Raw genomic sequence first — 23939 nt, forward strand, 5'->3', positions numbered from 1 at the left:
AGCCCGCTGGAGGATGCGAGAAGCATGGCCGCTTACCAGACCGTCGTCGTGGGCACGGACGGTTCCGACTCGTCCTTTGCCGCCGTGGACCGTGCCGCCGCCGTCGCGGCGGATTCCGGCGCCACGGTCGTGATCGTGTGCGCCTATTTCCCCGCAGGCAAGGACGAAGTGCTGCGGGCGCAGGACGAACTCGGGGACGAGGCGTACCAGGTCGTCGGGTCCGCGCCCGCCGAGGACACATTGCAGTCGGCACGGGATCGCGCCGTGAAGGCCGGTGCCCGCGACATCGAGACGGTCGCCGTCAAGGGCGAGGCCGTGGACGCGTTGCGCAGCACGGCCCAGGAGCGTCGCGCCGACCTGCTCGTCGTCGGCAACCGTGGGCTCAACACGCTCGCGGGTCGTATCCTCGGCTCGGTGCCGTCCGAGGTGGCACGCAAGTCCGGCGTCGACGTGCTGATCGTGCACACCACCTAGGCCGCCCGTGGACGACGCGCTCGCGCGCCGGCTGGAGCGGATTCTCCTCGACGGCAAGCGCAAGTACACGCGACTGCAGGTCGCGGAGAAGGCCGGCGTCCCACCCGAGCGGACGAAACGGTTGTGGCGTGCACTCGGCCTGGCGACCGCCGCCGACGACGAGGTCGTGTTCACCGAGGCCGACGTCGAGGCGGTGCGCATCGTCGACCGGCTCGTGACGGCCGGACTGCTCGACGAGGACCTCGAGACGTCCGTGGCCCGCGCCGTGGGCCTGCACCTGTCCCGGCTGGCCGAATGGCAGGCGGACCTGCTGTGGTCGCTGGTCGCCGACAATCCGAAGCTGGCGGGCGACGAGCGCCGCATCGGCAAGCTCGTCGAGAGCGTGCTGCCGGAGCTCGAACGGGTGCAGAACTTCGTGTGGCGCCGTCACCTGGCGGCCTACTCGGCCCGGCTGCTCACCGCCGCCGACGAGGAACCGGAATCGCGCACCGAGGTGGTCGGATTCGCCGACATGGTCGGCTACACGCGCATGACGCGGCGGGTCGACGAGGACGAACTGAGCGCCGTGCTGGAACGGTTCGAAGCACTCGCTTCGGACATCATCGCCGAACGCCACGGGCGCATCGTGAAGATGATCGGCGACGAGGTGCTGTTCGTCTGCGACGAGCCCGCCGCGGCCGCCGAGATCGCCCTGACCCTGGCCGAACGGGCGGGCGACGACGAGGAGCTGCCGCACGTGCGCGTCGGTATGGCGGCGGGCCGGGTGCTGGGCCGCTTCGGCGACGTCTACGGCTCTGTGGTGAACCTGGCCAGCAGGCTGACCTCGCTCGCCCGGCCCGGCACGGTCCTCGTGGACCGCGAACTCGGCCGCGAATTGGCCGACCTCGACGACTACGACGTGCGGTCCCGCCGCGCGACCTCGGTCCGCGGCTACAGCCGTCTCCGGCCCGGCGTGCTGCGGCGTGCGGGCACGTCCCGGCGGGTCCCGAGCGGCCAGCAACTCGCGGCCGAACTGCTCGGCCTCAGCAGGCCGGACCACGACACCCGGGAACGCGACGCGAGCGAACGCGACGACTGACGCCGCTGACACTGCACGGAACTGCTCCCCAGGAACCCTGTGGTCCTCGAACGCAGCCCCGCGGCAGCGTGGCCTGAAGGCGGGTGGCCGGGCCGGCGGAGAAGCGCGACCACAGTGCCCGTCGGGCTGTTGGCCTCACCGGCGCAGCAGCCTGCCGGGCCTCGTTACTTCTTCTGGTACCGCTCGCGGCGCACCGTGGCCTTGCGGCCCTTGATACTCGTGCCCTTCAGTGCCGTGATCACGTCGTCGGCGGCGCCGGAGGGGACGTCGACGAGCGAGAACCGATCGGCGATGTCGATGGCGCCGATGTCCCGGCCCCGCAGCCGCGACTCGCCCGCGATCGCGCCGACGAGGTCCTGCGGCCGGACCCCCGACGTACGGCCGACACCCACGAACAGTCGGGTCATCCCGGGTCCGACGGCACGGCCGCCCTTCTGCTTGCCACCGCCGGGCCCGCCCTGGACGCCGTCGCGCTTGCCGCCGCGCTTGCCGTCCGCGGGCGGCCACGCCTTCACCTCGGGAATCTCTTCCTCTTCGGTGATCGTGCCGCCCGCCTCATGCGCCAGTTTGACCGCCGCGAGCGCGATCTCGACCACGTCGTACTCGTCGGCCAGCGGCTCGACGACCGAGCGGAACCTGTCGAGGTCCGCGGTGTCCTGGAGCGCCTCGGTCAGCGAGGACCGGGTCTGCTCGAGCCGCTGGGCGCGCAGGTCGGCGATCGTCGGCAGCTTCTTCACGGCGATCTTGTGCCCGGTGACGCGTTCGATCGTCTTGAGCATGCGGTGCTCGCGCGGCTCGGCGAGCGTGATGGCCGTGCCCTCGCGGCCGGCACGGCCCACTCGGCCGATGCGGTGCGTGTACGACTCCGGTGCGCTCGGCACGTTGTAGTTGACGACGTGCGTCAGCTGATCGATGTCCAGTCCCCGCGCGGCGACATCGGTGGCGACCACCAGGTCGGCACTCGACCCGCGGAGACGTTCCACGACCCGGTCGCGCTGCAACTGGTTCATCCCGCCGTGCAACGGTTCGGCCCGGTACCCGCGGCCGTTGAGCGTCTCGGTGAGCGTGTCCACTTCGTCGCGGGTACGGCAGAACACGATCGCCGCGGCGGGCGATTCGACGTCCAGCACCCGGCCCAGCGCCGCGGGCTTGTGCCCGCGCGGCACGACGTAGGCGGTCTGCGTGATCGGCGACTCGGCACCACCCGCGGTGCGTTCCCTGCCGACGCTGATGTGCGCCGGCTCGGTGAGGAACCGCTTGACGAGGCCGTTGATGCGTGGCGGCATCGTCGCCGAGAACAGCATCGTCTGCCGCTGCGTGGGCATCTCCGCGAAGATCGCATCGATGTCCTCGGCGAATCCCATGTCGAGCATCTCGTCGGCCTCGTCGAGCACGGCCATGCTCAGTTCGCCGAGCGACAGCGTGCCCCGCGACAGGTGGTCCAGCGCCCGCCCCGGGGTCGCGATCACCACGTCGACCCCGCGTTCGAGCGCCTTCAGCTGCCTGCCGATGGGCTGACCGCCGTAGATGGGCAGCACGCGCGTGCCGAGTTCGCCGCCGTAGCGGTGCAACGCCTCCGACACCTGCACGGCGAGTTCGCGCGTCGGCGTGAGCACGAGCGCCTTCGGGCCGGCACCCTTTCCGTGGCCGGTGATGCGCTGCAGGATCGGCAACGCGAACGCCGCCGTCTTGCCCGTACCGGTGGCGGCCTGCCCGACGAGGTCGCGGCCGGCCAGCATCGGAGGGATCGCCTCCCGCTGAATCGGGGTCGGCTCCTCGTAGCCAAGCGCCGACAGCGTGCTGAGCAGCTCCGGACGCAGGTCCAGGTCAGCGAACGTCACGCCCGCCTCGCCCCCGGTCTCGCCGAGGTCGCCGATCGCATCGTCGCTCTCGGCGGGCGTATCGACACTGTCGCTCTCGGCGGGCGTGTCGGCGGTGTCGGTATCGGCAGGCGTGTCGACGTCGTCCGCCTCGGCGGGAGTGTCGACGTCGGTCGTGTGAACCTCGGTGGTGTCGGTGTCGGTGTCGGCGGTCGCCGCGTCGGCGACGTCGGTGTGGTCCGGGACCGCCGCGGCGCCGGTGGCGCTATCGATGCTGTCGCCGGAAGCGCTGTCGTTCACTGTGGTGGACCTTCCTGATCCGGGGAGTGTGCGGCGACGCCACAGCCGTGACATCCCCGACAGAGGTGACCACCTGCCGCCGCAGCGGCGGTGGGAGTGCGTTCACCGCGACGCCGGCAGAACGGCGTACTGGCGGACGTACAGGTCGGTGTAGGTGACCGGACCACGAGGGCCGGGCACGCGGTCCAGGTTGATGCCGGTCTCCGGCACGCCGAGCAGCTTGAAGCCGTCCAGCAGCCGGGTCGGGGCGTTCCAGAACACGCCGGTGCCCTGATAAGCGTCGAAGAAGGCCTCGGCCGCGGCGGAGTCCTCGGTCGCGATTCCCGCGGCGAGGCCGGAGGTCTGCTCGTTGGCGATCGTCACGGCTTCGGTGAGCCCGTCGACCGAAGCGACGGTCACCGTGGCCTCGCGGTCCGAGTCCAGTGACCACTCGTAGCCGATCGCGTGGTCGTGCGGGGGCAGCGACGGGGTCACGTCGCGACCGGCGAGGGCCTCGGAGACGACCGGCCACAGCCGCTCGTAGACGGCGGAGTGGATCAGCAGCAGGTTGAGCCGGTTGCAGACACCGAGCCGGTCCAGACTGCCACTGACGAGGCCGGCGACCGTATCGGCGTCGGCCGCCTCGTCCACGTACAGCACGCCACCGCCGTCGGCGTGCGCGAGCGTGCGCACCCCGTGCGTCGCGCCCTCGGCGGCAAGGGCCCGCGTGGTCTCGCCGCTACCCCGCAGGATGACCAACGGCACCAGGTCCGGCAGTCGGACGAGCGCCGCCGCCGCGTCCCGCTCGGTGCGCGGCACGAGCTGGACGACACCGGCGTCGATACCGGCCGCGGTGAGGGCGGGCGCGACGACGACCTCGATCAGCCGCTGCGCCGAGCCGAGCGCGGCCGAGCCGGTGCGCAGCACGCCCGCGTTGCGGGATTTCACGAGCTGCGACGCCACGTCGACCGTGACGTTCGGCCGCGCCTCGTAGTTCGCGCCGATGACGCCGACGGGCCTGCGCCGCTCGACGAGCGTCAGCCCGCCGTCGAGCGCGGACACGTCGACCGAGCGCTCCTGGTGCGGGGCGCCGGCGAGCAGCCGGAGCTGGTCGGCCATCCCGGTCAGGCGATCGCCGGTGACTGTGAGGCGGTCGAGCAGACCTGCGCTCATCCCCTCGGCACGGGACCGGGCGACGTCCTCCTCGTTGGCGGCGAGGATGTCGGCCCGGTGTTCGACCAGCCTGTCGGCCATTGCGGTCAGGGCGACGTCGATCGCCTCGTCCGACGCGGTCGCCAGCGACGGCGCCGCGTGCTTGGCCACACGCGCGCACTCCTCGACAGCCTTGGCGACCTCGTCCGTCACAGCCAGTGCCCTTCCCCGCTCACGCGGGCGCCGAGCCCGCAGTCGTCCGCACCGCCATCGTTACGGTGTCGACTCCTCAGTGTGCCTCACGGCGGGTGCGCGCCCACGGCCGGTCCCCGGTCGGTCACCTGCTCAGGGGGCTACAGGGGACCACCGAGGGCCGGCTCCACGAGCAGCATGCCGCCCACGACGGCGCATCCTCCGATCAGGACGCCCAGTACGAGCAACCACAGCGCGGCGGGCAGGCCGGTCAGCCGGGCGAGCTGATCGATGTCCGAGTCGCGGGCGGCCCCGCGACGGCGTTTGCGCTGCAGTTCGAACAGGGGCCGCACCGCGCCGAGGATCAGGAACCACGTCACGACGTACACGAACACGGCCTGAACGCCCGGCGGGGCGAACCACGCCACGGCACCGAGCACGACGGCGGATGCCAGAACCGAGAAGACCCCGTAGGCGTTGCGCACGAGGACCAGCACGCCGAGTAACAGCACCGCGGTCACGCCGAGCACCGCCGAGAGCTGCTCGGCCCACACCAGCCACGAGTACAGCAGGCCCAGCAATGCGGGCGCCGGGTACCCGGCCAGCGACGTCAGCACCATGCCCGGACCTTCGGACCGTCCGCGCGACACGGTGACGCCCGAGGTGTCCGAATGCAGCCGAATCCCCTGCAGTCGCCTGCCCACCACGAGCGCCGCGAGCGCGTGACCCGCCTCGTGGACGATCGTCAGTACGTTGCGCGCGAGTCGCCACGGCGTCCCGGAGAGCACCACGATCAGCGTGGCGACACCGCTGATGAGGATGATGGTGCCCGCCGTGGTGGCATCCAGGTCGAACGCGCGGGTGATGTCGTCGATACGGTCCTGCACCGCGCCAGCTCACCACAGCCACCGTCGGATCACCGTGACACCCCGGGGCGAACACCGCGTAGCAGCGCGGCGAGCCTGATCACGAAGCTCGCCCAGCTCCGGTACGGCCGCCAACGCTCGACCACGTCGACGAGCGGCTCGTCGTAGAGCTCCTCCGTCGCCGCGGCCAGCACACGGTCGTGCGCCGGGAACACGTCGGGATGCCCGGCGCCGCGGGCCACGACGAGCTCCGCGGACAACGGCCCGATCCCTGGCAGCTGTCCCACCAGGTCTACCGCCTCGTCCGGCTCCATCGCCCGCAGTGCGGCCCCGTCGAGCAGGCCGGATTCGGCCGCCTCGGCGACGACCGCCAGCCGTTCGCGCTTGCGGGCCGACAGTCGTGTCGTGGGCGACACGGCCCGCAACTCCGAGGGCGGAGCAACCACCGCCCGGCTGCTGCCGCCCACGGGGACCACGCGGCCGTACCGGGTGACCAGCCGCGCATACATGGCGACCGCCTGCTCGGTCCGCAGCCCCTGGCACACCACGGCCCAGCACGCGGCTTCGTACGGTGATCCGAACAGGATCGGCCGGGTGCCGGGACTCGCCCGCCGGAGCCCGTCGAGGACCGGATCGCGGCCCGCGACGGCCGCGAACGCCGCACCGTCGCAGTCGAGCGACAACACACGGCGGGTCTGCGCCACCGCCCGCTCCACCTCGGGCTGCGACAACTGGGCAGCCGGCGGCGGTGCGTCCCGTGCCCGCGGATCGATGTCCGCGCCGGCGGGACCGCGAGGTGCCGCTCCGACTCGGAACTCCACCATCGCGGGTGATCGCCGCCGCACGTGAACCCCGACCGCACGCCAATCCGGGACCGGACGCGAATCCCCGACCGCACGCCGACCTCCGTCCAACAGGAACGCCAATCGCAACTCGCTCCCGCTCCACAGGTCGCGGCCCACCGCAGGCACCACCGCGTGTGCGACGCTCCCCGACGTGCGGAGGTCGATCTCGTCGCAGGTCGCCGGTTCGAGTCTCGTCGTCACGGCCTGCACCCGCGTCGCCTCCGCCGTTGCCCGTCTCGCCTCGCCGGTCGTCATGCGTCCCCACTTCCCGCCCGGTGTTCCGGGCTACCTCGCTCCCACAGCGATTCGAACACTAGAGCGACTATCGATACCCCCGAAACCGGTGATCACGCGAAAATCGCGTTCATGCGGGGAAAGTGACACGAGTGTCGAATTCTTTTCGCTCGAGCCACCGCGAAGGGCCCACTCGTGCCACCGGACGACGACTCGTGACACACGGCGTCGGGGCGGCGCGTTAGTGTGACCGGGTGACCGACCGTCTAGTCTGGATCGACTGCGAAATGACGGGACTCGATCTCGCGACCGACGCGCTGATCGAGATCGCCGTACTCATCACCGACGCCGACCTCAACGTGCTCGACGACGGCCTCGACCTCGTCATCCACGCCGACGACGAGGCGCTGGCCAACATGCCGGACGTCGTGGCCGAAATGCACGAGAAGTCGGGACTGACCGACGAGGTGCGCCGCTCGACGATCACGCTCGCCGAGGCCGAGCAGCAGGTACTCGACCACATCAAGCGCTACGTGCCCGACGCCCAGGCCGCCCCCCTGGCCGGCAATTCGATCGGTACCGACCGTGGCTACATCGCGCGGGATATGCCGGCGCTCGACGCCCATCTGCACTACCGCATGGTGGACGTCTCATCGGTCAAGGAGCTGGTGCGCCGGTGGTATCCGCGGGTGTACTACGCCAAGCCGGAGAAGGGTCTCGCCCACCGAGCACTGGCCGACATCAAGGAATCGATCGCCGAACTGCGGTACTACCGCGCGACGGCGTTCGTGCCCCACCCCGGCCCGACCAGCGACGAAGCACGCGCCGCCGCCGAGAAGACCACCGCCACGTCGTGACCGCCCGGCGTCCGGCCCACCCGTGGCGGACCTCCCCGAAACCCGATGGGGACGGTGCGCTACGATGTGTCAGCCGAGGCGCTCAGCGGCTCGCATGGTGGATGTAGCTCAGCTGGTAGAGCACCTGGTTGTGGTCCAGGAGGTCGCGGGTTCGAGCCCCGTCATTCACCCCACACAACTGCAGTCCATGCGGTTACAACCCCGGAGGCATCCCCTCCGGGGTTTCTTTTTTCCCGCGCACCCCGCGGGACAGCTAGGCAACGCCCACGCCCCACGCGAACCGGCCGCAGCGGGTCACAGTCGAGCCACGTCACCCGAGCCATGCGCGCACACGGATTGCGGCCAGCATTCCGTAAGTCTAGACTTACCGTTCGTGGAGACTTACGGAATGGACGCGTGGGACGCGATCGGCGACCCCACCAGGCGGGCGATCATGGCGTGCCTCGCCGGGAAGGAACTGGCCGTCGGGGAACTCGCCGACGAACTGCCGGTCAGCAGGCCGGCCGTCTCCCAGCACCTGAAGGTGTTGAAGAACGCCGACCTGGTCGCGGAACGGACCGTGGGCACGAGACGGATCTACCGGCTCAACCCGGCCGGGGTGGCCGCACTACGGGACCAGCTGGAGACGTTCTGGAGCCGGGCCCTCACCGGCTACCAGGACGTCGCCGAAGACCGGGCCGGCCAGACCACGAACAGCAGAGCAGATCGACTCGAGGAGGAAGAATGACGCAGGCGCAGACCTCGGTGGTGCGGCAGCAGATCGTCGTCGAGGCACCCCGCGACACGGCTTTCACCACCTTCACCGAGCGGTTCGGCGACTTCAAGCCGAAGGAGCACAACCTGCTCGACTCGCCGATCACCGAGACGGTGTTCGAGCCTCGCGTGGGTGGGCACATTTACGACCGCGCCGAGGACGGCAGCGAATGCCGGTGGGCACGGATTCTCGCGTACGAGCCGCCGAGCCGGGTGGTGTTCAGCTGGGACATCGGCCCGACCTGGCAGCTGGAGGCGGACCCGGAGAACGCCAGCGAGGTGGAGATCCGGTTCGTGGCCGAGACGCCGGAGCGAACTCGGCTCGAACTGGAGCACCGTCACATCGACCGGCACGGCCCGGGCTGGCAGGCCGTCGCGGACGGCGTCGGCGGTGACGGCGGCTGGCCGCTGTATCTGCGGCGGTACGCGGCACTGCTCGGCTGAGCCCGCGGCCCGGATGGATCCGGGCGAACGGCGACGCGGAATCGGGAGCACTCCGCGTCACGGTGGGAACGGGCGCCAGGAGGGCCCCGGCGCCCGTTCCCATCCCCGCAGGGCGACAGACCCTCGGTGCGGCGCGCCGTCGGAGCGTCAGGCTTCCTCCGAGGTCCACTCGTCCCACGACAGCTGCCACACGCTCCAGCCGTCGGTCCAGTCAAGAGGTTGCCCGCCGGAGTTACGCACCGTGATGACGTCTCCCGGCTTCGAGTTCTTCATCAACCACGCGGCGTCGTCGGTGGCCAGGTTGATGCAGCCGTGACTGGTGTGGGTGTTGCCCTGGTAGCCCACCGACCACGGTGCCGAGTGGTAGAAGATTCCCGAGTACGACATCCGCGAGGCGTAATCGACCGTCAACCGGTAGCCGTCGCTGCTGTCGGTCGGCACCCCGTAGGTGCTGGAGTCCATCGTGTAGCCGTGGTGCTCGCTCATCACCGTGTACGCGCCGTTCGGTGTGGGTGACGAGGGCTTACCCATCGAGATCGGCATCCGCCTGACGCGCTCGTCGTCCACGAACACGGACATGTGGTGCGACTCGCCGTCCACGATCGCCGTGACCTTCCGTCCGATCTCCAGCGATACCTTCCGGTCCTGGGCTCCGTACAGCCCGCCGCCGAGCGGCTTGCCGTAGATGGACGCGTCCACGGTGATCTTCGTGCCGGGTTCCCAGTAGTCCTTCGGCCGCCACAGGACCTCGGAGTCGCTGCGCCAGCGGAACGCACCCTCGGTGTCGTTGTCGGTGCGCACGCGCAACGCCTTCTCCGCCAGCTCGCGGTCGGGTACGTCGGTGCTGAACGTGAACATCAGCGGCATGCCCACGCCGACCTTCTGCCCGTCCTGCACGTTGAGCCACACCTCGGCCTGTCCCTGCGGAACGACCGTCGTGAAGGTCGCCTTCTCCGTGACGGTCCGGCCGTCCTCGCTCTCGGCGGTCGCCTTCAACGTGTAGGTCTTGCCGTATCCCAGCGCCTCGGACGCCCGCCACGCGGTGTCCTTCAACGTCGTCCCGCCGTCGACGACGGTGCCGTCTTCGCCCACCAGCGACGCCTCGGTGATCGTGCCGTGCTGCACCGTCGCCGTGAACGCACCCCCGGGCGCGACGTCGCTCGCACCCGGTTCCACGGACAGATCCAGCTGGGCGGGCTGCGGCGGCCGGGTCGTGTCCGCGGAACCTGCGCCTTCCTCACCCTGCTCCTGCGCCGACGAGCTACACCCTGCAACGAGCGCGCCCCCTACGACCATGATCGTTGCCAGTCGAGCCCACCCACCGGGTCCTGCCATCCCCCAACGCCCCATCGACAACCTTCCAGTCGACGTTGTCAGTCCTCGCGCGGTCAGTGCTCGCACGAACGCCGCCAGTCTGCCGGAGCAGTCCCCCGATCGGGGCGGCTTTAATACGAGCGAGACGCGCGAGTACCCCGATTCGTTGTCTCCGACTCCCCTCGTGCGCGCCTGCCGCGACGTGCGGTGACGCGAAACGGGAGGGGGGCCGTTAGGGACCCTCACGCACCGTGCTAATCTTTTTCTCGTCGCAAGGGAGACCGAGGACGCCGGGCCGGACAGGCCAGGGCGACCGGGTTTTCATTCGAGTGACGCGCCGTTAGCTCAATAGGCAGAGCAGCTGGCTCTTAACCAGCGGGTTCGGGGTTCGAGTCCCTGACGGCGCACCACAGCCCCAGGTCATCGATCTGGGGCTCTTCTTATGTCGGCTCGTGTTGTTCTTGCTGCTCCAGCCGTCCCGCTGGCCGAAGCGGCGTGCGGGTCGGTAGCCCCACGGCCGAGCAGGTGGTATGGACCATTCGCCGCCCAGCCGCGTGCGCGGCGCCCGCGATCACCACGGTGACACCATGGCGATCGCGGGCGCGGCGCTCGGTATCCACACCGACCGGCGTGGAGTACCGGCCCTCGGATCGCGGCTCGTGAGGAACGTCTCGTCAGACCGCCGCGGTCGCCTTGGCTCCGTCGTCGCTCGCCTGGGCTCCCGTGTCGGTCAGCAGCGGCGGAGCACTCGGTGTGCGCAGCACGTCGTCGTCGAGCAGTCCCTCCGTGCGCGCCACCACGGTCGGGACCACGATCTGGCCCGCGACGTTGGTCGCCGTACGCATCATGTCCATGATCGGGTTGACCGAGTAGATCAGCGCGATGCCCGTGGCGACCTGCGCGGGATCGAGGCCGATGACCGTGCCCGTGAGCGTCAGGGCGGTGAGCCAGCCGGTGGTGCCCGCCGTCGCGAGTGCACCGAACACGGCCACGACGACGATGCCGAGATACTGCCCGACGCTCAGCGACACCCCTGAGATATTGGCGATGAAGATCGCGCCGATGGCCGGGAACACCGCCGCGCAACCGTCCATTTTGGTCGCACTCGCGAGTGGTGTGGCGAACGCCGCGTACCCGGGATCCACGCCGAGGTTCACCGTCGTCTGCCGCGTCAGTGGCAGGGTCGCGCCCGACGACTGGGACACGAACGCGAACTGGATCGCGGTCCACGCCTTGCCGAAGAACCGTCCGGGGCTCACCCTCGCCACGAGCCGCAGCAACGTCGGGTAGACGACGAACATGACCAGCCCGCTACCGACGTAGACCGCGGCCGTGATCGACAGCAACGGCCGGAACAGCGAGTCGCCGTACTCGGCCACAGCGGAACCGATGAGACCCAGGATGCCCAGTGGGGCCAGCCGGACGATCCAGCCCAGGTACCGCTGGATGATCTCGAACACGCTCGTCACGACGTCGACGAACGGCGCGGCGCGCTCCCCCAGGCTGTAGGCCGCGGCACCGATCACCAGCGCCAGAAACAGCACCTGCAGCGTCTGCCCCTCGGCGAACGCGGCGACGAAGTTGTCCGGCACGATTCCGTCGAGGAACGCCGTCCACGAACCCCACTCGCCGACGCTTCCCGCGGCCTTCTCGGCGTTCTCGGCCGTCGCCTGCGCCCCGCCGAGCCCACCGCTGCCGGGGTCGAACAGCAGGCCGACGCCGATCCCGATGAGCACGGCGATCAGCGACGTCGTCGCGAACCACGCGACGGTCTTCCCGCCGAGCCGCGCCGCGGTGCGCCCGCCGCCCAGACCACGCAGGCTGTTGATGCCGACGATGATGGCGGTGAACACCAGCGGCACGACCGCGATCTGCAGCAGCGTGGTGAACACCGAACCGACCTGGTCCAGAACCTCGGCGAGCCAGGTCGTGTCGGTGACACGGGCCAGCGCGCCGAGTCCGGCACCAAGGAGAAGAGAACCGATGACCGCGGACGCGAAGACCGCGGGTTTCGTATACACGCGCAGCAAGGACACGAAGTCGCTCCGAAGACGGGGTTGCCGATAGATCCGGTATCGACAACGCGATGCGACCGCCGCGTCTTCCGTGTCCCAGATCGTGGAATCCGGTCACGGCCCGCCCGCTCGACCCGTCCTGGGAGCGTGTCGACCGTGACGACGTCCGACCATGGGCCGGCCCTGACCACAGGCTCGGCGCCGGCTCGCCGCCGTCAGCCGCGGCGGGCGCGCATCACCAGCTGGAGTTCCAGCAAGAGCCGGTCGGACGGGTCGCGCAGATCGAGGCCCGTCACCTGTTCGACACGGCGCAGGCGGTAGCGCAACGTGTTCGGATGCACCCGCACGCGCTCGGCCGCGCTGCGGACGTCGCCGTGGCCGGCCAGGAACGCCGCAGCGCTGGCGCGCAGTTCGGTGCCGTGCCGCTCGTCGTACGTCCGCAGCGCCTCGACCCGCGGGTCGTGCAGCTCCTCCCGCGCACTGACCAGGTCGAGGATCTCGCCCAGCAGTACCGCCGTCCGCGATTCGGCGAGCGTCGTCACCCGGCCCTCCGGCGGGTTGTCCGCTGTGCCGTCCAGCACCCGGTCGACCTCGGCGCGCGCGGCCGCGACGTCGCCGAGGTGCGCCACACCCGCCGCGATGGCCGCGCGCAGCACCACAGCCCGGCTCTCCTCGAGGGCACCGACCAGCTGCCGCGCCCACGCGGCGACCGCCTGCTCCGAGGTGTACCCCGGTAGCAGCACGTAGGCGCGGTCGCCGAACATCGTCGTCACCGAGTCACGTCGGAACGCGCTCGCGTGCAGGCGCAGCACGCTGCTCGCCCGCCCGAGCCTGCCGTGCCCGGACGCCGCGAACCCGAGCACCGCGACCGGCCCGGCCGACGGCAGGTTCAACGCGCCCGCGAGCGACGGCACGTCCACTCCCTCGCCGTGCAGCCCGAACAGCCTCCGGATCAGCAGCTCCTCCGTGGAGGGCGCATTGTGGGTGCGCACGATGATCCGCGCCGCGATCGCCGCGGCACCGCGCAGCACGTCGGCGGCGTCCGCGGCGAACGGCTGCTCCCCCTGCTGCAGCCAGATGGAGCCCAGTGTCCGCCCCGTCTCGCTGCCGTCGGCCGGTTCGCGGATGCCGACGACGAGGCGTCGTTTCGTGCCGAGCTCGGCGTGTTCGGGCACGTCGACGACCTCGTCCCCGGTGCGCAACCGGTCGTAGACGCCCCACCGATGCAGCACCCGCAGGTAGTCGCGCGGGCCTTCCCTGCCCAGGATCGACAGTGTGCGGAGTTCGTCGGCGGTCTCGTCGGACGGCGAATGCGCCAGTACGCGGGAGGTGGCGTCCTCGATCGACACCATGCCACCTGCATTGCGGGCGACGCTCTGTGCCAGGTCGAACAGGTCCGTGTCGACGGCGAGCAGGTCGGGGTCGGCGGGCGCGGTGTGCCGGTGGCTGCGGTCGAGCATCCGCTGCACCCGCGGCAGGACGTGGTCCCAGCGCGCCCGCGGATGCATCTCGACGAGTGCCACGTCGGCGCCGCGCGCCGCCGCACGCACCTCCGGGGACGTGGTCTTCGACAACACCGCGCGCGGACGCAGGCTCGGCGGACGGCCCGTGAGCGAGGCGAAGTACGCCAGCGCCTCCTCGTCGCGCACGCCGACGTGCAGGCACACATCGGGCGCCGCGGACGCCGCGTCGCCCGGTTCGCCGGTGGGCCCGGCGTCGGCGGCCAGTTCCGCACCGTCGACCAGCGCCACCGAGGAGACCACCGCGGACGGATCGCCCACGACCGTGCCCACGACCGCGGTGTCGAGCGCGTCGACGAGTTCGCGCAGCGTGGTCGTCCGGCCGTCGATCGGCATCCGCGCCACCCTCCCTGTCGTCGTTGTCCGACCGAACAAGCAGATCCCTGGTTCTTTGTTCGATCAGCTCAGTTTACGGGCGCTCACACCCTGCTTCACTTCCCGCGTGCGGCGAACCCGCTCGCATCGCCCCGAAGGAGGTCACGAGGTCCATGGACGGCATCACGAACGTTCCGCAGCCCGCGAACGAACCGGTCAACTCGTACGCGCCCGGCACGCCGGAACGTGTCCGGCTGGAGGCGAAGCTGGCCGAACTGGACGCGAACCCCACCGAGGTGCACCACGTCATCGACGGGCAGCACCGGCGGAGCGCGACGACCGTGCAGAACGTCGTCCAGCCGCACAAGCACGCCTCCGTGCTCGGCACGTTCACCCACGCCACGCGACAGGACGTCGGCGACGCCGTGGAGGCCGCGAACGCGGCGGCTCCGGCGTGGGCCGCCATGCCGTTCGACGAGCGCGCCGCGGTCTTCCTGCGCGCAGCCGACCTACTGTCCGGCCCGTGGCGCGAGACCATCGCCGCCGCGACGATGCTCGGCCAGTCGAAGACCGCCCACCAGGCCGAGATCGACGCCCCGTGCGAACTGATCGACTTCTGGCGCTTCAACGTCCACTTCGCCCGCCAGCTGATGACCGAGCAGCCGCTGTCGGTGCCCGGCGTGTGGAACCGCGTCGAGTACCGCCCGCTCGAAGGCTTCGTCTACGCGGTCACGCCGTTCAACTTCACCGCCATCGCCGGCAACCTGCCGACCGCGCCCGCGCTCATGGGCAACACGGTCGTGTGGAAGCCCTCGGACACCCAGGCCGTGTCGGCGTACCTGACGATGCAGCTGCTCGAGGCGGCGGGCCTGCCCAAGGGCGTCATCAACCTCGTCACCGGGCCGGGCCCCGACATCTCCGACGTCGTGCTGGCCGACCCGCGCCTGTCCGGCATCCACTTCACCGGCTCCACACAGACGTTCCAGACGCTCTGGGCCGAGGTCGGCACGAACATCTCGCGCTACGACTCCTACCCGCGCCTGGTCGGTGAGACCGGCGGCAAGGACTTCGTCGTCGCGCACAGCTCGGCCGACCCGGAGGTGCTCACCACGGCCCTGATCCGCGGCGCGTTCGACTACCAGGGCCAGAAGTGCTCGGCGGCCTCGCGCGCGTTCATCCCGCAGTCCGTGTGGGCGCAGATGGGCGAGGACCTCATCGCCAAGACCAACGCCCTCGCGTACGGCGACGTGGCGGACCTGTCGAACTACGGCGGCGCCGTCATCGACAAGCGCTCGTTCGACCGCAACGCCGCAGCGCTGGAACGTGCCAAGTCGACACCCAGCCTGACGATCGCCGCGGGCGGTGGCGCGGACGACGGCGTCGGCTACTTCGTCGAGCCCACGATCCTGCTCGGCGACGACCCGACCGACGAGGCGTTCCACAAGGAGTATTTCGGCCCGATTCTGGCGATCCACGTCTACGACGACTCGAAGCCGGGCGCGTTCGATGAGATCCTGGACACGGTGGACTCCGGCTCCGCGTACGCCTTGACCGGCGCGGTGATCGCGGACGACCGCGACGCCGTGGCCAGGGCGTCCGAGAAGCTCCGGTTCGCCGCGGGCAACTTCTACATCAACGACAAACCGACCGGTTCGATCGTGGGTCAGCAGCCGTTCGGCGGGGCCCGCGCCTCGGGCACCAACGACAAGGCGGGGTCACCGCAGAACCTGCTGCGGTGGGCCTCGGCACGCTCCATCAAGGAGACGTTCGTGGCCCCGACCGATCACCGCTACCCGCACCAGGGGGTGTGATCACCATGCCGTCTCCGCTGCGCACGAGCCTGCTGGCCGCGGCGAGGTCGAAGCGGCTCGAACGGACGGCCTCGCGGGTCCCGCTCACGCGCAAGGTCGTGGACCGGTTCGTGGCGGGCGAGACCGAGCAGCAGGCGCTCGACACGTCCCGGACCATCCTCTCCTCGGGCCGGTTCATCACGATCGACCACCTCGGCGAGGACACCACGGACGTCTCACAGGCGACGGCGACCGTATCGGCGTACCTGTCGTTGCTGTCGGCCCTCGCCCCGCTGGCGGGAAGGCAGGTCACCGCAGACGGCCCGCGCCCGGTGGAGGTGTCGTTGAAACTGTCGGCACTCGGGCAGTTCGTGGGCGCAGACGGTGACCGGATCGCCTTGGAGAACGCGCACAAGATCGCCGCCGCGGCCGAGGAGGCCGGGGTGTGGGTCACGGTGGACGCCGAGGACCACACGACGACCGATTCGACGTTGTCGATCGTGCGCGAACTCCGCACCGACTTCCCGCACCTGGGAACGGTGCTGCAGGCCTACCTCAAGCGGACCGAGGCCGACTGCGCCGACCTGTCCGGGCCGGGATCTCGCATCCGGTTGTGCAAGGGCGCCTACGCCGAACCGCCGACCGTGGCCCATCAGGGCGACGCGGTCGACGAGGCATACGTCCGGTGTCTGCGCGTGCTGATGAACGGCCGGGGTTATCCGATGGTGGCCACGCACGACCCGGCGATGGTCGAGGCAAGCTTGCGGCTGGCGGCCGAGGCGGGGCGAAGCGCCGACGAGTATGAGCTGCAGATGCTCTACGGCATCCGCGACACCGAGCAGTTGCGGCTCGTCGGCCAGGGGCGTCACCTGCGCGTGTACCTGCCGTACGGCACCGAGTGGTACGGCTACTTCATGCGCAGGCTGGCCGAGAAACCCGCCAATCTGGCCCTGTTCCTCCGCGCGTTGACGTCGAAGAAGTAGTCCCCGCCGTCGCGTGCTCCAAGGACACCATCGGGCACTCGGGCACAGCCACGCGTCGGCGTGTCCTCGAGGGGTGGTCGTCGCCACCGAGGTGTCCTTGGGCGGCACCTCGGTGTGCTGCGGGCACTCGGGCGGGGCTGTCCCGTGGCAGATCGCGGCCATAGACTCGCCCACGGTCCATGATCAACGGCGAAAGGCGCGCACAAGGATGTACGCAGCGACGGTCACCCGCACCGACGGCCCGGCGGCCCTCGAGGTCACCGAGACACCCGCGCCGACACCCGGCGACGGCCAGGTACTGATCGACGTCAAGGCGGCCGGGGTCAACTTCCCCGACCTGCTGCTGACGAAGAACATGTACCAGTACAAGCCCGAGCCGCCGTTCACGCTCGGCGGCGAGCTGGCGGGCGTCGTCCGCGAGGCCCCGGCCGGATCCGGTTTCTCCGCCGGTGACCGCGTCGCCGCGAGCACGACGACGGGCGCCTTCGCCGAACAGGTCCTCGCACCGGTCACGAACGTGTTCCCCCTGCCGGACGCGATGAGTTTCGCCGCGGGCGCCTGCCTGCCGATGAACTACCTGACCATGACGTTCGCCCTCCTCAAGCGCGGGCAACTGCAGCGGGGCGAGACCGTGCTCGTGCACGGCGCCGCGGGCGGGATCGGCACCGCCACCATCCAGCTCGCGGCCGCGATGGGCGCACACGTCGTGTCCGTGGTGTCCACAGAGGACAAGGCCCGGTTCGTCTCGTCGGTCGGTTCCCACGACGTCGTCCTGGCCGACGGATTCAAGGACTCGGTCTCCGAACTCACCGGTGGCCGCGGCGTCGACGTGGTGGTCGACCCGGTCGGCGGCGACCGCTTCACCGACTCGCTGCGCAGTCTCGCGCCGTTGGGGCGACTGCTGGTCATCGGTTTCACGGCGGGTGACATCCCGACCGTCAAGGTCAACCGCCTGCTGCTGAACAACATCGACGTCCGCGGAGTCGCGTGGGGCGCCTACGTCATGGCCGACCCGAGCCGCCTCCGCACCGAGTGGGACGTGCTGCTGCCGTACCTCGAGTCCGGTGTGGTCGACCCGCCGATCGCGGCGACCTACCCGCTGTCCCGGGCGGGCGAAGCGGTCGCACAGCTGGAGGACCGCGCGGTGCTCGGCAAGGTGGTGGTCGACCCGACGGCGTGACCACCCCGCGCTCGGGCGGGGTCGGCCAGGCGGCGATACAGCTCTCGGTGCCGTTCGGCGGCACCCGCCCAGCTGTATCGCCGCGCCAGCGCCCGCCCACGCTCCCGGTGACGGTCCGGCTCGGACAAAGCGCCGGCCAGCGCGTCGGCGAAGCCGCGGCGGTCGCGTGCGAACCGGACGGCGGAGCCGAACACCTCGCGCAGCACCGGCAGGTCCCTCGTGACGACCGGAACCCCCGCCGCCAGCGCCTCCATCGCCGCGAGCCCGAATCCCTCCTTCGTGGACGGAAAGCCGAAGACCTCCGCCGCGGCGACGACGAGCGGCAACTCGTCGTGCTCGACCGCGCCGAGCACAACCGGTTCCACGCCCAGTTCGGCGGCACGGGCGTCGAAGCGCGCGCGGTAGTCGCGGTAGTCGAACAACGTCTCCCCGCCGACGATCACCAGCCGCAGTTCCGGATCCCGCTCCCGCAACGCGAACCCCTCGAGCAGGTCGATCGTTCCTTTCCGCGGTTCGATACCTCCCACCGTGACGACGTAGCGGCCGAGTTCGTCGCGCCACCGGCCCGTGCCGTCGACGTCCGCCGCCGCACGCTCGAACCGGTCCGCCTCGACGCCGTTCGGGATCACGGTGGCGTCGATCCCCCAGCCGTCACGCAGTTCCTCCGCGACGGCTCCGGACACGCACACGTGCGCGTAGGGCGCTGTGATCGCGTGTTCGTGGCATGCCGCCAGTTCCGGGGTGGTGAACCGGTCGATGTGGTGCACGGTACGCACGCATTCGCCCGCCGCGTTGGCGCTGATGCAGTCCTGGGCGTGCACGATGTCGTACGCGCGGCCGTCGAAGGCCTCACGCAACGTCTCGATCGACCGCAGTATGCGCGGGCCGACGCCTTCGCCCTCGCGCGCCCCGAAGGGCACGACCCGGACCGTGACCCGTGGGTCGACGCGGCGGAAGAACCCTGTGTCGCCGTCGCGTCCGAGGGTCCACACCGTGACGTCCTCCCCCGCATCCGCAAGCGCCTCGGCGAGCGCCAGCGTGTGGACCACACCGCCACGGGGTTTCGTGGAGTAGCTCAGCAACGCGATCCTCACGATGTCCCTCCGTACGCCTCGGGTTTTCGCTCGCCGAGGTGGTGCAGCACCCGCCGGGCGTTGGCCAGCTCGCCCGCCACGTCCACCTCGGCCACGGCGATTCCCGCCTTGCTCCACGTGCGCGCCAGGATGTCCCCGCCGGGGCCGACGACCTTGGCCTGACCGAGGAAACGCATGCCGCCCAGCGCACCGGTCTGGTTGGCCGAGGCGAGCACCACCTGGTTCTCGGCGGCGCGCGCCTGGTCGTAGAGGTCGAACAGCCGTGCCTGGCGGTCCTGCGACATGCGGGGTGCGCGGTTGGTGATGCTGGTCGGCCACGCGGACAGGCACGCGATGATCTCCGCCCCGTCGACGGCGAGACTGCGCGCCGATTCGGGGAACGTCTTGTCGTAGTCGATCAGCATGCCAACCCTGCCCGCCGGCGTGTCGAATGCCGCGAACCGGTCGCCCGCGGCGTAGACGGCCCGCTCGCCGGGCGGCTGGTGCACCTTGCGATGCCTGCCGAGCACACCGTCACCGGTGACGGCCAGCGCCGTGTTGAAGCGGACGTCGCCGTCGGCCTCGCAGTAGCCGACGCACACGACCATGTCCCGTGCCAGCGAGCCGATCCGCGCCAGGTGAGGGTCGTCGGGCGGCAGCGCGGGAGGCAGATTCCCGTCGTCGGGTTCGCGCAGGTCCGGCAGATATCCGCCGACGGCTGCGTCCGGCAGCACCAGCAACTGTGCGCCGGAATCGCGTGCGTGCTCGATCAGGGTGGCGATGCGGTCGAGGTCGAAATCGAGATCGCGGCCGAAGTGGGCGGCGACCGCGGCGATGCCGGTCAGAGCCATGTCGTGATCATCCCGCAGGTGCGCCGGCGGGGGCATACGCCTCGGGCCTGCGGTCGCGCAGGTGCGCCATCGAGCGACGTGCCGTCGCCAGCGCCTCGGCCACGTCGACCTCGGCGACCGCCAGCCCGTCACTCACACCCGTGTCCGCGACCACCTCACCACCAGGGTCCACGATCTTCGCGCTCGCCACGAACCGCAGGTCACCGAACGTGCCCGACTGGTTGGCCGACACCCACACGATCTGGTTCTCCAGTGCCCGCGCACGATCGAACAGATCGAAACGATGTTTCCACCGGTCCTGGGCGAGGTCGGCCGCCGCGTGGGTGCGACTGCCGGGCCATGCCGACATGCACACCCCGATCTCTGCTCCGTCGAGTGCCAGGGTCCGCGCCGACTCGGGAAATGCCTTGTCGTAGCAGATCATCATGCCGAGCCGGCCGACCGGAGTGTCGAACGCGGTGAACCCGTTGCCCGCGCGGTACGTGGCGTCCTCCGACAGCGGCTGGTGCACCTTGCGATGGCTGCCGAGCACGACACCGTCGGAGACGCACACGGCGCTGTTGTAGAGCACACCCCCGTCGGATTCGCAGTAGCCGGCCGTGACGACCAACTCGCCCGCGAGCTCGGCGAGTCTGCGGATCTCCGGGCCGTCGGCGTCCAGGGCGGGCGGCCCGTCGGCGCCGCCGTCGAGGTTCGCCAGATACCCGCCCAGACACGCCTCGGGCAGTGCCAGGAGCCGGACGCCGTCGGCGCGGGCACGGTCGATCAACGCGGCGATGCGCGCGAAGTCCTCGTCGAGGTCACGGCCGAACGGGGCGGCCGCCGCCGCGATACGCACCCCGGTCATGCCACCGTGCCCAGCCCGGTCACCGCCGTGTCGAGCACGGGGATCTCCTCTCCGTCGGGCCACCGCAGCCGGACACCGCCGGTCGCGGTCAACTCGCCGCATTCGGCCGACACGGCGGGCCCGGCCGCCGGTTCCCGGTCGCCCACGGTGACCATCGCGAAGCCCGGGAAGCACGTCAGCCAGTCGCCCATCGTCGCGTTCGACGGCCGTGGCACGTCCGCGACGTCCAGTACGGCGCCGCACCCGCTCGCCTCCGCCAGCATGCCGAGGGTTCCGGCGATTCCCGCCATGGACACGTCCTTGGCGGCCCGCGGGCGCACCGCGGCCACCGAGCTCTGCATCGTGCGGAGCTCGGTGGTCCGCCGAGTGGACGTCGAGTCCCACTGCGCACCGGTGTAGCCGGGCCGCCACGACCCACCGAGGTCGGCGGTGAGCCGCACCCGTTGTCCCGGCGCGCCGCCACCTCCCGGCACCGGGTCGGGAGTCCTACCGAGCGCCGTCACCGCCAACGACGCCGGTACGCCGAGCTGCGTGTGCCCGCCGAGCACGGGAACGTCCCAGGCCCGGCTCGCGGCCCGCAGCCCGGACAGCACCCGCGAGGCGAACGACGCGTCCCGCGCGCCCAGCGCGTCGAGCAGCCCGACCGGGCTCGCACCCATCGCGGTCAGGTCGTTGACGTTGACCAGCACCGAACACCAGCCCGCCCACTCCGGGTCGCGTTCGACCATGGACGGCAGGATCGCGTCGCACGCGGCGACCGTGTCGCCACCCGGAACGGGTACACCGTCGTCGCCGACGAACCCGGACACGCCCGTCATGCCCTGCAGCAGGGAGCCGAGGGCGGTCTTGGTCGACCGCACCAGCGCCGCCACCCGGCCGATCGGGTGCCGCATCAGCACATGCGGTCTGCCGGACACGTCCACCTCCCGGACACGCTGCCAGCCGAGGCGGCGGAACATCCGTTCGTTGGCCGGCTGCACCCTCGCCTCGAACCGCAACACGCCCGCGTTCTCCGCGTACGCCTGCGCCGCCCTGACGAGCGCGGCGCCGACGCGGGTGCCCTCGCGGCGGTGTGCCGGAGCCACCACGAGCCTGCTGCCGTACCACCACCCGATGTCTGCCCCGTCTGTCGCCGAATGCAGGCGCACACCTCCGAGCACGGCCCCGGACTGGTCCCTGGCGAGAAGCACCACTGTGCGCGGATCACCGTCGTGGCCGTCCGTGTCGTCGTTGTCGAAGATCCGTTGCTCGTCGACGAACACCGTGCGCCGCAACGCGCGGTACTCCGCGCGTGCGGCATCGTCGTCCGCGGGGCCGATACGAAACCGCGGTTGCCGCGCCACGCTGACCGGATCGCCGAGACCCGCCAGTACGTCGGGATACATGCTCACGCTCCCGCCGCACTCAGCGCACCGCAGGCGCCACAGGCGGCGCAGCCCGCCTGTTGATCGGCGCCGGTCATACCCGCGGCACGCAGGAGGGCCGCGACGCGTTCGGTCACGTCACGGACCAACGGCGCCGGGGGCGGCTGCACGCCGTCGGCACGCGCCAGCGTGCCCGCCATCGGACGCATCGGGACGACGAACGGATAGACACCGTGGTCGACGAGCTCGGCGGCGCCCGCCACCAGCTCGTCCGGGTCCTCGCCGAGGCCGACGAGCAGGTACGTCGAGACCCGGTTGCGGCCGAACACCCGCACCGACTCGTCCCACGCCTCCCAGTACTCGCTCAGCGGCACGGTCGACTTGCCCGGCATCCAGCGGGCCCGCACGGCGTCGTCGAGCGATTCGACATGGATGCCGATCGACGTCGCACCCGCCTGGCGCAACTCCGTCAGCACGCCGAGGTCGCCGGGTGGTTCGATCTGCACCTGGATCGGCAGTCCCGGCACGGCCCGGAGAACGGCCCGGACGCAGCGTACGAGGTGGCGCGCTCCCCTGTCCGGTCCCGCCGTCGTCCCGGTGGTGAGCACCAGCTGCCGCACCCCGTCGAGGCGTACGGCCGCCTCGGCTACCTCGGCCAGCTGGGCGGGTGTCTTCGCGGCGACCGTCGACCCCGCCCGCAGCGATTCCTCGATGGTGCAGAACCGGCACCGCTGGTCCTCGACGTAGCGGATGCACGTCTGCACCACTGTGGAAGCGAGCACGTCCCTGCCGTGCAGCAGGGCGATCCGGTGATACGGCACGCCATCCTCAGTGGACAGTTCGTAGAACCTCGGCCTGGCGACGGGTTCCACCGACAGGCCGAGGTCCCGGGTCCCGTCGAAAACCCTGCCGTCGCGCACGGTGTAGGGACTCTCCGGGTTCAGCGGCAGGGTCGCGGCGGCACCACCCACCACGAGATGGCCGTCGTCGCTCGGCCCGGCACCCTTGGTGCGCCGCACCGGTGTCTCCGTCCGGACTCCCTGCACCGCCAGATCGACACGCGTCGACACGACCGTGCTTTCGGCATCAGTTGTCACGACGTACCTCCGAACTCACCGACGGGCCCGATCACGGTCACCACATGTAGGTCGAATTGATGATCGCGCCCTTGCGCGCGTAGTGGATGAGCGCGTCCTGCACATCGAGCGGATGCGTGGGGATCACACCCTCGATGAGGTCCTCCTCGCGCAGCCCGTGCAACGACAGTCCGAACCGGCAGCAGTACACCTTGCCGCCTTCGGCTATGAACGTCTTGAGCTGTTCGTTGATGTTGTGCTCGCCGGGAAACGCCGAACTGCCCGTCGTCGGGAACCCGCGCGTGGCCATGCAGTTCATCGAACCGGGTCCGTAGAAGTAGATGGCGGCCTCGAAACCCTTCCGCAGCGCGCGGGTCGCCTGCAGGATCGCGACGAAGCTCACCGACGACTCGTGTGCGATGCCGTGCACCAGCGTGAAGTAGGACTGCCCGGGTTCTGCCTGGTAGTCGGGGAAGACCTTGGTGCCGCCGTAGATGTTGGAGCCGTCGGGAAGCGACGGGTGCGGGATCTCGTTCAGGCTCTGCTGTTCGGTCTCGGTCAGTTCGGGCACTGTTGCTCCTTCGTCGGTGTCGCGGATTTCCTGACTACGGCCGGCC

Annotated in this window: 21 protein-coding genes and 2 tRNA genes; 10 read left to right on the forward strand and 13 right to left on the reverse strand. The window is 70.6% G+C overall.

All coding sequences use genetic code 11. The annotated features are described in order from the left end of the window. Positions 1-24 precede the first annotated feature (24 nt). Both FHS23_RS13705 and FHS23_RS13710 read left to right on the forward strand, forming a co-directional pair. The gene (locus tag FHS23_RS13705) at positions 25-474 is read left to right on the forward strand and encodes a universal stress protein (RefSeq protein WP_183654502.1); all 450 of its coding nucleotides are present in this window, start codon (positions 25-27) and stop codon (positions 472-474) included. A gap of 7 nt (positions 475-481) precedes the next feature. Continuing rightward, complete coding sequence (locus FHS23_RS13710) at positions 482-1552, forward strand: adenylate/guanylate cyclase domain-containing protein (RefSeq protein WP_343053903.1); 1071 nt, start codon at positions 482-484, stop codon at positions 1550-1552. Positions 1553-1716: 164 nt separating this feature from the next. On the opposite strand, the gene FHS23_RS13715 is transcribed toward FHS23_RS13710, so the two are convergent. The 4 genes from FHS23_RS13715 to FHS23_RS13730 all read right to left on the reverse strand — a co-directional run bounded on the left by FHS23_RS13715 (position 1717) and on the right by FHS23_RS13730 (position 6961). Then, positions 1717-3429 carry a DEAD/DEAH box helicase gene (locus tag FHS23_RS13715; RefSeq protein WP_425501129.1) on the reverse strand — a complete coding sequence of 571 codons (1713 nt, stop codon included), beginning with the start codon at positions 3427-3429 and terminating at the stop codon, positions 1717-1719. A gap of 345 nt (positions 3430-3774) precedes the next feature. Further along, complete coding sequence (locus FHS23_RS13720; protein WP_183654508.1) at positions 3775-5016, reverse strand: aldehyde dehydrogenase family protein; 1242 nt, start codon at positions 5014-5016, stop codon at positions 3775-3777. Positions 5017-5156: 140 nt separating this feature from the next. Continuing rightward, entirely contained in the window at positions 5157-5882 is a 726-nt protein-coding gene (locus FHS23_RS13725) for a M50 family metallopeptidase (protein WP_343053904.1), read from the reverse strand. 29 nt (positions 5883-5911) lie between these two features. Further along, entirely contained in the window at positions 5912-6961 is a 1050-nt protein-coding gene (locus FHS23_RS13730) for a DNA-3-methyladenine glycosylase family protein (RefSeq protein ID WP_183654511.1), read from the reverse strand. A 233-nt stretch (positions 6962-7194) separates the two neighbouring features. On the opposite strand from FHS23_RS13730, the gene orn reads away from it, so the two are divergent. The 4 genes from orn (at position 7195) to FHS23_RS13750 (ending at position 8994) form a co-directional block, all read left to right on the forward strand. Further along, positions 7195-7797, forward strand: a complete 603-nt coding sequence (orn, locus tag FHS23_RS13735) for an oligoribonuclease (protein ID WP_183654514.1) — start codon at positions 7195-7197, stop codon at positions 7795-7797. A gap of 97 nt (positions 7798-7894) precedes the next feature. Further along, positions 7895-7970, forward strand: a tRNA-His gene (locus FHS23_RS13740). Positions 7971-8170: 200 nt separating this feature from the next. Then, the gene (locus FHS23_RS13745; RefSeq protein ID WP_183654518.1) at positions 8171-8524 is read left to right on the forward strand and encodes a metalloregulator ArsR/SmtB family transcription factor; all 354 of its coding nucleotides are present in this window, start codon (positions 8171-8173) and stop codon (positions 8522-8524) included. Beyond that, positions 8521-8994, forward strand: a complete 474-nt coding sequence (locus FHS23_RS13750) for an SRPBCC family protein (RefSeq protein WP_183654530.1) — start codon at positions 8521-8523, stop codon at positions 8992-8994. The genes FHS23_RS13745 and FHS23_RS13750 overlap by 4 nt, the downstream gene beginning before the upstream one ends. Positions 8995-9141: 147 nt before the next feature. Here the strand turns inward: FHS23_RS13750 and FHS23_RS13755 are convergent, their stop codons facing one another. Beyond that, positions 9142-10290, reverse strand: a complete 1149-nt coding sequence (locus FHS23_RS13755; protein ID WP_246382178.1) for a L,D-transpeptidase — start codon at positions 10288-10290, stop codon at positions 9142-9144. 352 nt (positions 10291-10642) lie between these two features. On the opposite strand from FHS23_RS13755, the gene FHS23_RS13760 reads away from it, so the two are divergent. Next, positions 10643-10718: transfer RNA gene (locus FHS23_RS13760), tRNA-Lys, on the forward strand. A gap of 264 nt (positions 10719-10982) precedes the next feature. On the opposite strand, the gene FHS23_RS13765 is transcribed toward FHS23_RS13760, so the two are convergent. Both FHS23_RS13765 and FHS23_RS13770 read right to left on the reverse strand, forming a co-directional pair. Continuing rightward, positions 10983-12344 (reverse strand): cation:dicarboxylate symporter family transporter, encoded by a 1362-nt coding sequence (locus tag FHS23_RS13765; RefSeq protein WP_183654532.1) that lies wholly within the window; start codon positions 12342-12344, stop codon positions 10983-10985. 194 nt (positions 12345-12538) lie between these two features. After that, positions 12539-14179 (reverse strand): PucR family transcriptional regulator, encoded by a 1641-nt coding sequence (locus FHS23_RS13770; protein ID WP_183654533.1) that lies wholly within the window; start codon positions 14177-14179, stop codon positions 12539-12541. A 152-nt stretch (positions 14180-14331) separates the two neighbouring features. Between FHS23_RS13770 and pruA the strand changes: the two genes are divergently transcribed. The 3 genes from pruA (at position 14332) to FHS23_RS13785 (ending at position 18111) form a co-directional block, all read left to right on the forward strand. Next, positions 14332-15969 (forward strand): L-glutamate gamma-semialdehyde dehydrogenase, encoded by a 1638-nt coding sequence (gene pruA, locus FHS23_RS13775; RefSeq protein WP_183654535.1) that lies wholly within the window; start codon positions 14332-14334, stop codon positions 15967-15969. Positions 15970-15974: 5 nt separating this feature from the next. Next, positions 15975-16931 (forward strand): proline dehydrogenase family protein, encoded by a 957-nt coding sequence (locus FHS23_RS13780; protein WP_183654537.1) that lies wholly within the window; start codon positions 15975-15977, stop codon positions 16929-16931. A 208-nt stretch (positions 16932-17139) separates the two neighbouring features. Continuing rightward, positions 17140-18111 carry an NADPH:quinone oxidoreductase family protein gene (locus FHS23_RS13785; protein ID WP_183654539.1) on the forward strand — a complete coding sequence of 324 codons (972 nt, stop codon included), beginning with the start codon at positions 17140-17142 and terminating at the stop codon, positions 18109-18111. Here FHS23_RS13785 and FHS23_RS13790 read toward each other — a convergent pair. From FHS23_RS13790 to FHS23_RS13815, 6 genes are read right to left on the reverse strand one after another with little or no spacing between them, the layout of a single operon-like run. Beyond that, positions 18024-19205 (reverse strand): MSMEG_0565 family glycosyltransferase, encoded by a 1182-nt coding sequence (locus FHS23_RS13790; RefSeq protein WP_183654542.1) that lies wholly within the window; start codon positions 19203-19205, stop codon positions 18024-18026. The genes FHS23_RS13785 and FHS23_RS13790 overlap by 88 nt on opposite strands. Beyond that, positions 19202-20035, reverse strand: coding sequence for a carbon-nitrogen hydrolase family protein (locus FHS23_RS13795; protein ID WP_183654545.1), 834 nt, complete (start codon positions 20033-20035; stop codon positions 19202-19204). The genes FHS23_RS13790 and FHS23_RS13795 overlap by 4 nt, the downstream gene beginning before the upstream one ends. A 7-nt stretch (positions 20036-20042) precedes the next feature. After that, positions 20043-20882 (reverse strand): carbon-nitrogen hydrolase family protein, encoded by an 840-nt coding sequence (locus FHS23_RS13800; protein ID WP_183654547.1) that lies wholly within the window; start codon positions 20880-20882, stop codon positions 20043-20045. Next, positions 20879-22267 (reverse strand): MSMEG_0567/sll0787 family protein, encoded by a 1389-nt coding sequence (locus FHS23_RS13805; protein ID WP_183654549.1) that lies wholly within the window; start codon positions 22265-22267, stop codon positions 20879-20881. Before FHS23_RS13805 ends, FHS23_RS13800 begins: the two co-directional genes overlap by 4 nt. A gap of 2 nt (positions 22268-22269) precedes the next feature. Next, on the reverse strand, positions 22270-23343 hold the full coding sequence (locus tag FHS23_RS13810) for an MSMEG_0568 family radical SAM protein (RefSeq protein WP_183654551.1): 1074 nt from the start codon (positions 23341-23343) through the stop codon (positions 22270-22272). Positions 23344-23380: 37 nt separating this feature from the next. Then, positions 23381-23893: an MSMEG_0572/Sll0783 family nitrogen starvation response protein gene (locus FHS23_RS13815; RefSeq protein ID WP_183654553.1), complete on the reverse strand. Its 513-nt coding sequence runs from the start codon at positions 23891-23893 to the stop codon at positions 23381-23383. Positions 23894-23939 lie beyond the last annotated feature (46 nt).

It is taken from the genome of Prauserella isguenensis, assembly GCF_014191605.1.
Taxonomy (GTDB): Bacteria; Actinomycetota; Actinomycetes; order Mycobacteriales; family Pseudonocardiaceae; genus Prauserella; species Prauserella isguenensis.